The organism is Stenotrophomonas sp. YJH_SMC_36 (assembly GCF_059369935.1).
Genome location: NZ_JCAFTD010000007.1, coordinates 217,911 through 232,496, shown reverse-complemented (window position 1 = coordinate 232,496; position 14,586 = coordinate 217,911). Strand labels below are relative to the sequence as shown.

The 14,586-nt window shown below is 66.5% G+C and carries 13 protein-coding genes; 4 read left to right on the top strand and 9 right to left on the bottom strand.

The genetic code is table 11. From position 1 onward, the window contains the following. Window positions 1–6: 6 nt before the first annotated feature. The 3 genes from AC5P76_RS15180 to AC5P76_RS15170 are packed head-to-tail and all read left to right on the top strand — an operon-like array spanning window position 7 to window position 2,332. Window positions 7–1,131: a Gfo/Idh/MocA family protein gene (locus AC5P76_RS15180; RefSeq protein ID WP_111186024.1), complete on the top strand. Its 1,125-nt coding sequence runs from the start codon at window positions 7–9 to the stop codon at window positions 1,129–1,131. 19 nt (window positions 1,132–1,150) lie between these two features. Then, window positions 1,151–2,017 carry a sugar phosphate isomerase/epimerase family protein gene (locus AC5P76_RS15175; RefSeq protein WP_253118925.1) on the top strand — a complete coding sequence of 289 codons (867 nt, stop codon included), beginning with the start codon at window positions 1,151–1,153 and terminating at the stop codon, window positions 2,015–2,017. An 18-nt stretch (window positions 2,018–2,035) separates the two neighbouring features. Continuing rightward, complete coding sequence (locus AC5P76_RS15170) at window positions 2,036–2,332, top strand: c-type cytochrome (protein WP_053516691.1); 297 nt, start codon at window positions 2,036–2,038, stop codon at window positions 2,330–2,332. Window positions 2,333–2,345: 13 nt separating this feature from the next. Here AC5P76_RS15170 and AC5P76_RS15165 read toward each other — a convergent pair whose 3' ends face one another. The 5 genes from AC5P76_RS15165 to AC5P76_RS15145 form a co-directional block, all read right to left on the bottom strand. Next, window positions 2,346–3,089 (bottom strand): 3-keto-disaccharide hydrolase, encoded by a 744-nt coding sequence (locus AC5P76_RS15165; RefSeq protein WP_053516690.1) that lies wholly within the window; start codon window positions 3,087–3,089, stop codon window positions 2,346–2,348. A 43-nt stretch (window positions 3,090–3,132) separates the two neighbouring features. Then, window positions 3,133–3,708 (bottom strand): gluconate 2-dehydrogenase subunit 3 family protein, encoded by a 576-nt coding sequence (locus tag AC5P76_RS15160; protein ID WP_253118923.1) that lies wholly within the window; start codon window positions 3,706–3,708, stop codon window positions 3,133–3,135. Next, window positions 3,708–5,393 carry a GMC oxidoreductase gene (locus tag AC5P76_RS15155; RefSeq protein ID WP_164151768.1) on the bottom strand — a complete coding sequence of 562 codons (1,686 nt, stop codon included), beginning with the start codon at window positions 5,391–5,393 and terminating at the stop codon, window positions 3,708–3,710. Before AC5P76_RS15155 ends, AC5P76_RS15160 begins: the two co-directional genes overlap by 1 nt. Window positions 5,394–5,422: 29 nt before the next feature. After that, window positions 5,423–6,313: a hydroxypyruvate isomerase family protein gene (locus AC5P76_RS15150; RefSeq protein WP_180875414.1), complete on the bottom strand. Its 891-nt coding sequence runs from the start codon at window positions 6,311–6,313 to the stop codon at window positions 5,423–5,425. A 201-nt stretch (window positions 6,314–6,514) separates the two neighbouring features. Further along, window positions 6,515–7,087, bottom strand: coding sequence for a single-stranded DNA-binding protein (locus tag AC5P76_RS15145; protein ID WP_065182396.1), 573 nt, complete (start codon window positions 7,085–7,087; stop codon window positions 6,515–6,517). 315 nt (window positions 7,088–7,402) lie between these two features. On the opposite strand from AC5P76_RS15145, the gene AC5P76_RS15140 reads away from it, so the two are divergent. Continuing rightward, window positions 7,403–8,434 carry a LacI family DNA-binding transcriptional regulator gene (locus AC5P76_RS15140; protein ID WP_253118922.1) on the top strand — a complete coding sequence of 344 codons (1,032 nt, stop codon included), beginning with the start codon at window positions 7,403–7,405 and terminating at the stop codon, window positions 8,432–8,434. 101 nt (window positions 8,435–8,535) lie between these two features. Here AC5P76_RS15140 and AC5P76_RS15135 read toward each other — a convergent pair whose 3' ends face one another. The 4 genes from AC5P76_RS15135 to AC5P76_RS15120 form a co-directional block, all read right to left on the bottom strand. Continuing rightward, on the bottom strand, window positions 8,536–8,922 hold the full coding sequence (locus AC5P76_RS15135; protein WP_164151766.1) for an SseB family protein: 387 nt from the start codon (window positions 8,920–8,922) through the stop codon (window positions 8,536–8,538). Window positions 8,923–9,073: 151 nt separating this feature from the next. Then, window positions 9,074–10,795: an alpha-amylase family glycosyl hydrolase gene (locus tag AC5P76_RS15130; RefSeq protein WP_262917949.1), complete on the bottom strand. Its 1,722-nt coding sequence runs from the start codon at window positions 10,793–10,795 to the stop codon at window positions 9,074–9,076. Then, window positions 10,795–12,282 carry an MFS transporter gene (locus tag AC5P76_RS15125; protein WP_253118920.1) on the bottom strand — a complete coding sequence of 496 codons (1,488 nt, stop codon included), beginning with the start codon at window positions 12,280–12,282 and terminating at the stop codon, window positions 10,795–10,797. The genes AC5P76_RS15130 and AC5P76_RS15125 overlap by 1 nt, the downstream gene beginning before the upstream one ends. Next, window positions 12,279–14,471, bottom strand: coding sequence for a glucosidase family protein (locus tag AC5P76_RS15120; protein ID WP_495222787.1), 2,193 nt, complete (start codon window positions 14,469–14,471; stop codon window positions 12,279–12,281). The genes AC5P76_RS15125 and AC5P76_RS15120 overlap by 4 nt, the downstream gene beginning before the upstream one ends. Between the last annotated feature and the right edge of the window lie 115 nt (window positions 14,472–14,586).

Below are 14,586 nucleotides of genomic sequence, written 5' to 3'. Positions count from 1 at the left end.
CATCGGATGTCCAAGCTTGGAATCGCCATCGTCGGCACGGGCATGATCGGTGCGGTGCATCGCCGCGCGGCACTGCTGGCCGGGGCCGAGGTCCGCGGCGTGGCGGCCTCTTCCCCGCAGCGCGCACAGGAGGTGGCGCAGGCGTGGAACGTCGCGCATGCCTACCGCGATATCGAGGAGGTGGTCAGCGATCCGCAGGTGCAGGTCGTGCATGTGTGCACGCCCAACCATCTGCACCGCGCCATGGCGCAGGCCGCGCTGGAAGCCGGCAAGCACGTGATCTGCGAGAAGCCACTGGCCACCACCCTGGACGACGCCCAGGCATTGGCCGCGTTGGCCGCCAGGACCGGTCTGGTCGCTACGGTCCCCTTCGTCTACCGCTATCACCCGGTGGTCCGCGAGGCACGCGCACGCATCGCGCAGGGCGAGCTGGGGCCACTGCACCTGATCCACGGCAGCTACCTGCAGGACTGGCTGCTGGATCCGGCCAGCAACAACTGGCGTGTCGACCCCTCGCTGGGCGGCACCTCGCGCGTGTTCGCCGATATCGGCTCGCACTGGTGCGACCTTGTGGAATGGGTCAGCGGCGAACGCTTCGCCGAGGTCAGTGCCGCGTTCGCCACCGTCATCGCCGAGCGCGGCGCGGTCACCGGGCAGAGCTTCACCACGCCGGCCGCCGGCGGCACGACGCAGGCTGTTTCCAGCGAGGATGTGGCCACGGCGATGTTGCGCACGAGTGCGGGTACGCTCGCCTCGTTGACGGTCAGCCAGGTTTCGGCCGGACGCCACAACCGGCTGTGGTTCGAGATTGACGGCGCCAGGGCCAGCGTGGCCTTCAACCAGGAAGATGCCGAGCGGCTGTGGATCGGCCGGCCCGACCAGCGCGAGGATAGCTTCGTGCGCGGGCCCGGTGCCGGCAGCGCCGAACAACGCAGATTGTCGGTCTTGCCGGCCGGACACGCGCAGGGCTACGGCAACTGCTTCGAGGCGTTTGTCGCCGACACCTACCGTGCCATTGCGGGCGAGCAGCCGGAGGGCCTGCCCACCTTCGATGACGGCCTGCGCTCGGCGCGGATCGTCACACGCGTCATCGCATCCGCCAGGTCACGTGCCTGGACGGCCATCGATTGAATTCCCGGAGGACTGCCTGATGAACATCCGTATCCGCAGGACCGCAAGCCTTGCACTGCTGCTGCTCGTTGCCCTGCCCGCCTTCGCGCGCGATGCCACCGACCTGCACACGCCCATCGCGGTGCAGATGTACACGTTGCGCAATGCCGGCTCGCTCGACCAGCAGCTGAAGATCGTCCACGACGCCGGCGTGCGCGCCGTGGAAACAGTCGGTACGCAGAATGTCAGCGCTGCCGAACTCAAGCAGCTGCTCGACAAGTATTCGATCAAGGCGATTTCCTCGCACACGCAACTGGCCGATCTGCGCAGTGACCTGGATGGCGTGGTCGCCTTCAACCGGGCCATCGGCAACACCACGCTGGTAGTGCCCTATCTGGCCGAGAAAGACCGCCCCACCGACGCTGCCGGCTGGACGGCGCTGGGCAAGGAACTGGGCCAGCTCTCGAAGCAGGCCCGTGCCAAGGGCATGCGCCTGGCCTATCACAACCACGACTTCGAGCTGGTCGACTTCAATGGCACGACCGGACTGGAACTGCTGTTCGCTGCGGCCGGCCCCGATCTGCAGACCGAGCTGGACCTGGCCTGGGTCGCACGGGCCGGCCATGACCCGGTGGTGATGCTGGGCCGATTCAAAGGCCGCCTGTTCGCGGTGCACGCCAAGGACAATGCCCCGAAGGGCCAGGCTGAGGATGAAGGCGGCTTCGCCGCCGTGGGCCAGGGCGTCCTGGACTGGAAAGCGATCCTGCCCGCCGCCGCCACGGCCGGCGCGCAGTGGTACATCCTCGAGCATGACCAACCCCGCGATCCAGCCACCGTCATCCGCACCGGTGCGGACTATCTGCGTGAACACCTGACTGCCCGCGTGCCTGCCGGTGCACAGCGCTAGCCCGCGAAGGAGCCCAGCTTGAAAACGATTCTGAAAGTGACTGTCGCGCTGTGCGGCACCCTGCTGGCCGCTGCGGCGTGGTGCAAGGAAGACCCTGCTGCCGGAGCGCAGCTCTACGCAACGCACTGCGTGGCCTGCCACGGTGCGGAGCGCGCCGGCGTGCCACCGACGTTCCCTGCGCTCACCGACGTCAGCAAACGGCTTCAGCCTGCGCAGATCAAGGACAAGATCAAGCAGGGCGGCGGCTTGATGCCCCCCTTCCCGCAGCTGTCGCAGCAGGAGATCGACAACATCGCCAGCTACCTGGCGAAGTAGGCATGAGGGTGCGCTACAGCTCGCGCACCCAGATGTTGCGGTAGCTCACCTTGGAGTCGTGCTCCTGCAGGTACAGCGGCGCACAGGCATGCGGCGCGTAGGAAGGCGCGCCGATGTACTCGGTCTTGCCCGCGAGCACCGTGTCGTCCTGCACCAGCACACCGTTGTGCAGCACGGTGATGCGGGCCGGCGAGGTGAGTCCGCCGCCTGCCGAGAAGCGCGGGGCCTTCCAGATGATGTCGTAGGCCTGCCACTCGCCGGGCGCACGCGAGGCATTCACCAACGGAATGGCCTGCTTGTACATCGATCCGGCCTGGCCGTTGGCATACGTCGGGTTGTTGTAGCTGTCGAGCACCTGCAGTTCGTACACCTCCTGCAGGAAAATGCCACTGTTGCCGCGGTGCTGGCCGTCGAAGCCGGCGGTCGCGGTGGGCGTGCGCCACTCGACATGCAGCTGGACGTCGCAGAAGCGCTGCCTGGTGCGGATGCCCTTGCTGCCGGGCACCACGGTCAGCGCGCCATCGGCGACGGTCCAGGGCACGGGTCCGCCCTGCTCCGACTCCCAGCGCGACAGATCCTTGCCATCGAACAGCACGATCGCATCGGAGGGCGCGCGGCCCGGTGGCGTCGCCACGACCGCGGGAACCGGCGTCCACACCTCGGTCTTCGCCGGATCGCGCGCAGGGTCACCGCCGTCCTGCGCGAACACGGGTGCGGTGCCCAGCAGGCAGGCCACTGTCAGGAGAGGTCGGTTCATCGTGCTTCCGGATCAAGGTGGAGGGTCGAGGCGCGGAGGTCCATCAGCTGGTCCCCCACGCCGGCGTGCCGGGCATATAGGCAAGATCGCCGTCATAGCGACCCGGCACCGCAACGTACTTCAGCACTTCGGTCGCACCGACCTTCGAGGTGAAGAAGCCGAAGATGACCAGCTGCTTGATCATCGTGAAGTAGTGCGGCGCTGCCTCCCCCTCTTCGGCGGTACCGGTCTCGGTGACCTCGACGACGTGCGCCCGGGCTTCCGCATCCAGGGTGCGCAACAGTTCGCTGCGGGCCTGCGAGGGGAGCGACACGAAGCGGCCACCGGCTCGCTTGTCGATATCGACCAGGCCGGCGCGGAATATCGCCTGCTGCCGGGGGGTGTAGCAATCGGTGACGAACAGCGCCATGAACGGGCCCGCGCCGGCATCCTTCGCGCCCGGCGTTGTGGTTCGCGGCAGGATGGTTTCAGCGATCTCGTCCAGCATGCTGATGTCAGCGGCAGAGAACGCGGCCTTCGATCCTGTCGTCGCGCTCTGCCCTGCGGCCAGTGCGGGCAGGCCCACCATGGCCGCGCCGGTGGCGGCGACGATCATCTTCAACAGTTCGCGACGGTCCATCACAGGTTCCCCGCTTTCAGTTCGCGTACGGCATGGTCGGCGGCCCGTGCCGTCAGCGCCATGTACGTCAGCGATGGATTCACGCACGCGCTGGAGGTCATGCAGGCGCCATCAGTCACATAGACATTCGGCGCATCCCAGACCTGATTGTGCTGGTTGAGCACGGAGCTTCTGCGATCGCGGCCCATGCGGGCCGTGCCCATTTCATGGATGCCCTTGCCCGGGGCGTAGTCGTTGTCGTGCATCTCCACGTCCTTGACGCCGGCTGCCTCCAGCATCTCGGCAGCGTCGGCCGCCATGTCCTTGCGCATCGCCAGTTCGTTCGAGCGCATCGAAACGTCCATCGCCAGCACCGGCAGCCCCCACTTGTCCTTGCGCTGTGGATCCAGGCGGATCGTGTTGTCGTGGTGCGGCAGCATCTCGCCGAATCCGGTCATGCCGATGCGCCAGTCGCCCGGCAGGGTCAGGGCCTCCTTCAGGTCGGCACCGATGTTCAGCTCGGCGATCTCGCGCGACCACCCGGTGCGGCTGGCACCGCCCTGGTAGCCGAATCCGCGCAGGTAGCTGCGCTTGTCCGCAGCGACGTTGCGGAAGCGCGGAATGTAGAAGCCGCAGGGGCGGCGACCGAAGTAGTACTTGTCGTCGTAACCCTCGACCCGGCCGGAGGCACCGGCACCAAAATGATGGTCCATCACGTTGTGCCCCAGCTCGCCGGATGACGACCCCAGCCCGCCCTCCCAGACATCGGTGGCCGAGTTCATCAGCATCCAGGTCGAGTTGAAGGAGGATGCGTTGAGGAAAATGACCTTGGCCGTGTACTGATAGGTCAACCCGGTCTCGGCATCGATGACCTCCACACCGCGCGCGCGCTTGCGGTCCTTGTCGTACAGCACTTCCTTGACGATCGAGAAGGGCCGCAATGTCAGATTGCCCGTTTTCATCGCCGCCGGCAGCGTCGCCGCCTGGGTCGAGAAGTAGGCACCGAAGGGACAGCCCAGGATGCACTTGTTGCGGTACTGGCAGTTCACGCGCCCCTGCTCGGGCATGGGCTGGGTGATGTTGGCGGTACGCGAGTGGATCATGTGCCGCGTTCCGCCAAACGCCTTCCTGATCCGCGCGGCCACATCCTTCTCGACGATGTTCAGCGGGATCGGCGGCAGAAATTCACCGTCCGGCAGCACGTCCAGTCCTTCGCGCGTACCGGCGATACCGGCGAACTTCTCCACATGGTCGTACCAGGGGGCGATGTCGGCGTAGCGGATCGGCCAGTCAGTAGCGATGCCGTCCTTGAGGTTGGCTTCGAAATCCAGGTCGGAGAAGCGGTAGCTCTGCCGCCCCCACATCAGCGAACGGCCGCCTACGTGGTAGCCACGGAACCAGTCGAAGCGCTTGGTCTCGGTGTACGGTGACTCCTGCTCATTGGCCCACATCCCTTCCAGGTTCTCGGCCAGGCCGTAGTCGCGCATCAATACGGGGAAGGCGGCCTTCATCGCCTGTGTCGGCCGGTTGCGGTGCGGGAAATCCCACGCCTCCTTCATCGCATTGACGTAGTCCTTGACGTGCTCGATGTTGCGCCCGCGTTCCAGCATCAGGACCTTCAGGCCCTTCTCGGTCAGTTCCTTCGCCGCCCAACCGCCACTGATTCCCGAGCCAACAACGATGGCGTCGTAATGATTGTCTGCCATGGGTCTACTTCACCTGGGTGGATATCGTTTCAGACGTCGCAGAGGCGGATCGCCTCGCGCAGCGAGCCGACGGGATCGGGTGCCGCAGGCATGAACTCCTGCGCCAGATACCCCTCGAAGCCGGTGTCGCGGATCGCGCGACAGATGGCCGGATAATGCAGTTCCTGCTGGTCACCGATCTCGTGCCGGCCTGGCACACCTGCGGTGTGGTAGTGCTTGAAGAAGCGGTGATGCCTGCCGATGGTGGCGATGATGTCGCCCTCCATGATCTGCATGTGATAGATGTCGTACAGCAGGCCGAAATTGTCCGATCCGAGCCGCTGGCACAGCTCGACGCCCCACGCGGAGTGATCGCACAGGTAATCGGGATGATCGACCCTGGAGTTCAGCAGCTCCATCACCAGCACGACACCACGCTTCTCGGCATGGCCGAGGATGCGCTTCAGCCCGGCTTCGGCATTCTCCAGGCCTTCCCGCGGATCCATGCCGTCACGATTGCCGGAGAAGCAGATGAGGTTGCGGTAGCCGGCATCGGCCACCAGATCGATGTGCCGCGCGTAGCGCTCCACCAGTGCATCGTGATACTGGCGGCCGGCAAAGCCTTTGGTCAGGCTGATCTCGGCGCCGTTGCACATGGAGCTGTAGACGCCATGCGCCTTCAGTGTGGGCCAGTCCGCCGGTCCCACCAGATCGATGGCGGCGAAGCCGATATCCTTCACCGTCTGGCAGAGCTGGGCGACCGACTGCTGCGGGAACGTCCAGCGGGCGACGGAATGCTTCAGGTTGCCCTTGAGTGGGGCCTGGGCGGCGAACGAGGGCAGCGCGGCTGCCGCAGCCAGGCCAAGGCCGCCAGCGAACGCCATGCGCAACGCATCGCGCCGCGTAAGCCCCGATGCCGGTCCGATCGAATGGATGGACATCCATCTGCCGGCCTCCCAACCGGTATCAAACGCAACGATTCACAGCAATGCAATCGATTGCACCATAAGGGAGGAATTCTTTTTTTTGCAAGACGCGGTGCACGAAAAATCCATGCTGCGCGGCACAACGCCGGCCTGCCGTGGAAAAAAGAAAAGCCCCGCATCGGCGGGGCTTTCTGTTTCCTGCGGACGCGCGTCCGATCAGAACGGAATGTCGTCGTCAGCAAAATCGTCCATCGGCGGCGCCGACTGCTGCGGCTGCGGGCGCGGGTTGCCGCCCTGGTTGCCGTAACCGCCACCCTGGTTGCCGCCCTGGTTGCCATAGCCACCGCCCTGTCCACCACGCTGGCCACCACCACCGCCGTACTCCTGGCGCGGTGCCTGCTGGCGCTGCGGACGATCACCGCCGTAGTTGCCGCCACCGCCACCACCGCCTTCACCGCGGCCGCCCAGCATCTGCATCTCATCGGCGACGATATCGGTGGAGTACTTCTCCACGCCGTCCTGGCCGGTGTACTTGTCGTAACGCAGGCTGCCTTCGACGTAGACCGAGCTGCCCTTGCGCAGGTACTCGCCGGCGATCTCGCCGAGCTTGCCGAAGAACACCACGCGGTGCCATTCGGTGCGTTCCTGCTGGTTGCCATCCTTGTCCTTGCGGACGCTGGTGGTGGCCAGGCTGATGCGGGTGATCGCCATGCCGCTCTGGGTGTACTTCACGTCCGGGTCGTTGCCGAGATTGCCGACCAGGATGACTTTATTGATGCCGCGCGCCATAGGTACCTTCGTCCGTTGTCCAGGGGCAGTCGACCAGTGATAGCACAGCCCCGGCCGGGGGTGCAGGACACTGGGCCGCCCCCGATGAATTTGGGGGAATGCAAGAACACCGCATCTTAGCACTGCCGCCGCTCCGTGCCCGGCCGGAAGCGACGAATGACACCGAAAGATCCTACTGAAATCCTTGTAAGGCAATGACTTAGCCATCCGGGCCGGACATCCCGGCGCGGCCGGCCGCAGTGACGGCCGGCGCTGCGATGGCGCCCCCATGGCATCATGCCGGGGCATCTACTCATTCGTTCGCGCGCTTCCCCCATGACCATCAAAGGCAAAGCCACCTCCCTGGACATCGCCCATCTGGCCGGCGTCTCCCAGCCGACGGTGTCGCGGGCCCTGCGCGGCAGCCCGATGGTCAATGCGGAGACCCGAGAACGCATCCTGCGCATCGCCCGCGAGCTGAACTACAAGGTGGACAAGAACGCCTCCAGCCTGCGCCTGCGCAATGCCGGCACGCTGGCCCTGCTGTTCTTCGAGGACCCGACCAACGACGATTCGCTGATCAACCCGTTCTTCCACTCGATGCTGGGTTCGATCACCCGCGCCTGCGCGCTGCACGGGCAGGATCTGCTGGTGTCGTTCCAGCAGCTGTCGACCGACTGGCAGGCCGACTACGAGGACAGCAACAAGGCCGACGGCATCATCCTGCTGGGCTATGGCGACTACCACGAATCGCGCGACCGCCTGCAGCGGCTGGTCGAACAGGGCACCCACTTCGTGCGCTGGGGTGCGGCCCTGCCCGGCCAGCCCGGGGTATCGATCGGCAGCGACAACTTCCAGGGCGGGCACGACATCACCACCCATCTTCTGCAGCAGGGCTGCCGGCGCATTGCCTTCCTCGGCCACGCCTCCAGCCATTACCCGGAATTCGAGGAGCGCTACCGCGGTCACGTGGCAGCCCTGCGCGATCACGGGCTGCATGCCGAACCGGCCCTGCAGCACGATGCCATCACCACCGAAGCGTCCGGCCAGGAAGCCTGCCAGGCGCTGCTCGCGCGAGGCGAACACATCGATGCGATCTGCGCCGCCAGCGACCTGATCGCCATCGGTGCGATCCGTGCACTGCGCGAGGCAGGGCTGCGGGTGCCGCAGGACGTGGCGGTCACCGGGTTCGATGACATCCCGCTGGCCGCATCTGTATCGCCGGCATTGACCACCGTGCAGCAGGACACCAAGCAGGCCGGGCAGCTGCTGGTGGAACGGCTGCTGGCCTCGATCAGCCGGCAGCCGGTGGAGAGCCAGAGCATCCCGGTGAAGCTGGTGGTGCGGGAATCATCGCTGCGCGGCTGAAACAGCGGACGTGATCGGACCGGACTACGCAGTGAACCCGGCCTGCGGGCACCGGACCGGGTGCCGCAAGGCCCGCAGGTGGGCGGCCCCGTCGGGTGGCCTCAGCCCTGGGCGAAATCCTTCAGGATCTCGCCAACGCCGCTGGGCGAAATCTCGAAGCCCAGCGAGGTACCCGGGTTGATCACCACGCCGTAGCCACCCGGCACGCGGCGCAGCACGTCCAGCATCAGCCAGCGGATCTGGTGTTCGGCCTGCTGGCTGTAGATGCCCACCCGCGATGGGTCGGTGAACACGGCCACGTGCAGCGTGCCCTGCTTGTCGAACAGCAGTGGGTCGAAGCCGCTGCCGTCGGGGGTGACCAGGCTGCCGGTCAGCAGCAGCACCTCGGAGGCGACGAAGGCCTCCATGAAGGCGCGGATCGGCACCGCCCCGTCCATCGCCGCCTTCAGCAGGGTTTCGATCGGGGTCTGCGGGGCGAGGTCGGACATGGCGGTACGGCGCGGCGTGAGGGGTGCCTATTGTAGGGTCGAGCCTGCTCGAAGAGCGTGCCAACCCAGGTTGGCACCCACCAGAGCGGGAGTGCCAACCGAGGTTGGCACCCACCAGAGCGGTAGCGCCGGGCCATGCCCGGCGGCGCCCTCACCGTCCCAGACGCTGGTCCCGAGCCTTCTGGTCGGCCATCGCCCTGTTCAGCTCTGCCTGCAGCGCTGGCTGCTGCACGGAGGCATCCAGCACGTACACCTTCACGCCATGCGCGGGCACTTCGGCCTTCAGGGAGGCATCCACCTGCAACGAACCGCCGTCCAGCGCGTCGCGCCAGCGGCCCGCCTGCAGGTAGCGCTCCACCTGGAAAACCGTCGCCTTGTCGCCCTTGTTCAACAGCACCAGTGCGGTCTGTGCCACATCCCCCTGCTGCAGCACACGGAAGAACACCGCCTCATTGCCACGCAGGCGCTCGTTCACCTGCAGGCCGCGCTGCAGCGCCGGGGTGGCCTGGCGCAGCTGGGCGATGCGCCGCAGTGGCGCGAAGATCGGGCTCTGCGGTGCGGCATCCACCCGTGCCTGGCCGAAGTAGGCACGGTTGCCGGCATGCTCGGCGCGGCCCCGCATGAAGCCGGTTTCCGAGCCGTAGTAGACCACCGGGATGCCACGGGCGGTGAACAGCCAGTTGTGTGCGTCGATGAAACCGTTGTCGCTGGCCTGCAGGCGTGGCATGTCGTGGTTGTCGTAGAAGCTCATCAGCTCGTACGGATTGGCATAGGGGCCGCCGGTCAGGTGCAGCGGCTCGTCCAGCGTCTCGAAGCCCTTGCCGGCGGTACCGAAGGTCTGTTCCAGCGCGCCACGCAGCGGGAAGTCGAGCACGCTCACATTGGCGTTGCGCGGCCAGGTGTGCTCGGCAATCCTGCTGGCGTCGTAATCGAAGGCCTCGCCGAACATGAACATGTCCGGATGCTCGGCACGGATGCGGTTCACGAACTCGTGCCACCACGGGTGCGGCAGCCAGCCGATGGTATCGATGCGCAGTGCGTCCACGCCCTGCGCGGTCCACTGCAGGTACGCGCCGACGAGGTAGTCCATCACCGCCGGGTTGTTCTGGTTGAAGTCGGACAGCTCGGCCAGGTTGCCATCGAAGATCGAGCCTTCCTTGCTGTCGACCGGACCGATGGTGTTGTAGAACGCATGCAGCGGGTTGTGCTTTGGATCCAGCTTCTGCGGGGGCAGGTTCTGGTGGTCGGCGATCAGCTTTCCATCCTTGTCGAAGATCTGGCCGAACTGCGGCTGCCGCGTCGGCATGGTCCAGGCCGGCGAACCGTGGTTGCCGACGATGTCCAGCACCACCTTCAGGCCGGCACCATGCAGGCCCTTGGTCAGGCCTGCAAAGTCCAGGTCCTTGCTGGGCAGGTGCTCGTCGAGTTTGTAGAAGTTGATGCCCCAGTAACCGTGGTAGCCGGTCTTGCCGCGGTCGGTCAGCGTGCTGGTGCAGCTGATCGGCTTGCTGCCGGTGAACGCCTCATCCGGATTGTCGACGATCGGCGTGATCCACACCGCACCGAAGCCGAGCTGACGGATGTAGTCGGCGTTGTCGAGCACGCCCCTGAAGTCGCCGCCGAGGTAGCCGATGTTGCCGTCCACCTTGTCCGGGCAGGGCACTGGAATGTCGAACGTGCGGTGGCTGCCCCCCTGATCGCGATGATCGTTGGACGGATCACCGTTGACGAAACGATCGGTCACCACGAAGTACACGGCATCGCTGGCGAACGGTTCGAGCGTGCCCACGTAGTCCGGGCGCGATGCGGCCTGTACCGCCGTGGCGAGCAGGGCCAGCGACAGCCCCAGCGACATTCTGGAATACACATGCATCACGCACTCTCCTGATGGGCCGGCACGCGAAGCACGCACAGCCCGGCAATGAACAGACTCACTCCACCCAGCACCAGCACGTGCAGGGGATTTCCGCCCAGCCACTCGCGCAGTGCGAAGCCCAGCGCGCTGGCCGCGACCAGCTGCGGAATGACGATGAAGAAATTGAACAGGCCCATGTAGATGCCCATCTTCGCCGCCGGCACGCTGTCGGACAGCAGGGCGTACGGCAGCGACAGGATCGAGGCCCAGGCGAAGCCGACGCCGACCATGGACAGCAGCAGCCAGGTGGGATCCTTGATGAACATCAGCGAGATCAGGCCCAGCCCGCCGAGCCAGAGGTTCACCAAGTGGCTCCAGCGCAGGCCGATGGCGCGCACCATCGGCGGGATCAGCAAGGCGGCCAGTGCGGCGAAGCCGTTATAGGCGCCGAACAGCACACCGACCCAGTTGGCACCCTCGTTGTACGCCGCCGACTGCGGGTCGGTGGAGCCGAAATGCGTGCCGGCCACCGCTGCGGTGGTGTAGATCCACATCGCAAACAACGCAAACCACGAGAAGAACTGCACCCAGGCCAACCGGCGCATGGTCACCGGCATCGCCCGCAGATCACCCACGATCGCCGCCAGCATGTGCGCCTGCGGCAGCGTACGGGCCAGCGCAAGAAGCACACCATAGCCCGCGCAGAGACCCGCCAGCACATAGAGCATCCTGTCGCCCTGGCGCGCGGCGATCACAGCGGCCAGCAGCACGCCCGCCCCCAGCCACAACGCCACCTGCGCCCACGGTGCGGGGCCACTCGCAGCGGTGGCGGCATGGTGCGCCGGCGGCTCGGCGTCATCGAACCCGGCCAGTTCTGCCGGTGAATACTCGCGGGTACTGACCACGGTCCAGGTGATCGCCGCCAGCAGCACTGCCGCACCGAAATAGAACGCATAGCGCACCGTATCCGGCACCTCGCCGGCAGCGGCTGTGTTGGCCACGCCGAAGTGGGCCAGGATGAACGGCAGGAAGCTGGCAACGATGGCACCGACACCGATGAAGAAGCTCTGCATCGCGTAACCGGCCGGTCGCTGGCGCGGTGCCAGCTGGTCGCCCACGAAGGCCCGGAACGGCTCCATTGATACGTTGATCGAAGCATCCAGCACCCACAACGTGCCCGCCGCGATCCACAACGCAGGCGAGTTGGGCATGACCAGCAGGGCCAGCGTGGTCAGCACCGCACCGATCATGAAGAACGGGCGACGCCGGCCCCAGCGCGTCCACGTGCGGTCGGAGAGATAACCGATCACCGGTTGCACCAGCAGGCCGGTCAACGGTGCGGCGATCCACAGCCCGGGCACCGACTCCATGTCCGCGCCAAGCGTCTCGAAGATGCGGCTGGCGTTGGCGTTCTGCAGGGCAAAACCGAACTGGATGCCGAGGAAGCCGAAACACATGTTCCAGATCTGCCAGAACGACAGCTGCGGTTTGGCAGGGCGGTTCATCGTGCGTCCTCCGCCGTGGCGACCAGCGCCAGCGTCAGCGCCTTCACCTGCGCCTGGTTGAGCACGCCTTCGCGCCCGCCCTTTCCGCCGGTGTAGTGCGCGAAATGCTGCAGCGCGCTCATGTTGAAGCCTTCTTCAAGCACGACCGTGCACGGCCCCTTGGGCACAGCGAACGTTGCCGAGGTCGAGTCCTGCACGGCCACGCTGTGCGGCATCGCAACCGTATGCCGCTGCAATGGCTGGCCCGGGCACTGCAGCACCAGCTGCTTGACCGCAGCCGTGACGCCGGTGTTGATCGGCCCGTTGGGGTTGCGGTACTGCAGGCGCAGGCGCACCTGCCCGGCCTTGGCCGAGGTGAACTGCCAGCGTTCCTCGCCCTTCAGCACCTGCTGCGGACCGACGCAGAGCATCGGGCTGTGCAGCGATTCCAACGTGCCTTCGCGCCGGGTCAGGCTGAGGCAATGCTGTAGGCCATCGTCGCTGATGCGCGCCACGCCGTTGCTGTCGGTGACCGCCTTGCCGTCCTTCCACAGCACCTGATCGGCTGCCACCGGAACGTTCCAGCCCGCGCCCTTGCGCAGGGCCTGCGGCGCAACCGGCGTGGCCGGCGCACGCACGTTGGCATCCGCGGTCGTGACAGCGAAACCGGTTGCCGCCGGGGCGGCGACCAGCTGCACCGTGGTGGTGCTGCCACGCATGGTGGTTCTGCCGGCCACCAGCAGGCCATCGCCCACGTTCTGCGGGCGCTCCAGCACATAGCGCTTGCCGTTGGCTTCCAACGTGATACGGGGATGTGTGCCGAACAGTTCCGGCACCAGCGCGGCCGGCAGCTTGGGCTGCACGCGGCCATCGTCCTGCACGCCGAACACGCCTTCGGTGACCATGGCCAGATAGCCCGCCACCGACCACAGCTGGCGCTCTGAATTGACCACCGGCCCGCTCAGCGCGCCTTCGTCCACATGCACGGCCTGGCTGGCCAGCTCGTAGTTTTCCATGTTGGAACCAGCCAGTGCCGCCCCCTGCATCAGCGAGCGGATCTCGGCGGCGATGCGCGGCGCGTCGTCCAGCTGTCGCGCAGCACGCAGCGAATACGCACTGACGAACGGCCAGATCGCACGGCTGTGGTAGATCGGCTGCTGGGCTTCCTGTGGCCACACCACCGGGCTGCCGGCCGGCCCCATCGGGTAGTTCGCCAGCGCGCGGCGCGCCCGCGCCTCGGGCAGCACGTCGGCCAGGATGCCCAGCGACAGGCCCAGCAGGTCGACCTTGGCGTAGGGCACCGGATGCGCCGCCTCACCGATGTAGCTCATGTACTGGCCCATGTCGTCGCGCCAGAAGCGCGCATCGATCCGTACCGCCAGTTCATCGGCCCACGCCTTGTACTGCGCACGGCGATCATCGCCCCGCTGCGCGGCCATCTGCTCTGCCAGCCGCAGTGCCTGGTAGTGCAGGACGTTGGTGGACAGCGCGTAGGAATCACCGATGAAGCGCACGTTCTCCCGGGTCCAGTCCGGATACGTCTGTTCACGCCAGTCGAGGAACGAGGTTTCGCCGCGATAGAGGCCCATCTGTGGGTCGAACACCATCGCCCGGTCCTGCGCCAGCGTGCCCTGCAGCGCCTGCCAGACCTGTTCGGCAAAAGCAGGATCATCCAGCAGGTGGCGTGCGGCCAGGAACCACACCACACGGTCGCTGCTGATCGGCCAGCTGCCGCCGGAGCCGGTATCCTGCGCGACGAACAGGCCGGGCGTGCGCCCATCGCGGGCAGCCGACAACTTGAACTGCAACGACTGACGCGTGCGCTGCGGATCCAGCCGCGCCAACGCCAGGTCGGCGGCGAAGCTGACATCGCGGGTCCACACGTAGGGCCAGCGGGCGCCGGTCTGGAAGCAGTCGCATGGCACCGGCCGCCCTTCGTCAAAGGCGGGGTCGCGGATCGCATCGACCCGGTCCTGCGCCATCTCCTGCTGGGCCAGCGCGAACAGCGCGTCGAACATCACGCTTCCGGTCTGGCTGCGCATCGGCGCGGCGGCAATCGGCACAGCGCCGTTCGGCGTGTGCAGCACGAAGCTGCCCCTGGCAGCCGCTTCGGCACGCGCATGGCGGCCGTCGAATTCCAGGTCGGCCGCATGCGCGGTCGTCCCCAGCGCTGCCCCCAGGGCAGCGGTCAGGCAAATGATCTTCAGCATCGAAGCGGCAGACCGGCTTGCGCCCGTCGACCTCCCTCCCTCTCTGCACCGTTTATAGGTCCGCGCAGCCGTGACCGGCGCGCGGGCGCGGCGCCTCCCTCAAGGTGCCTTGGGC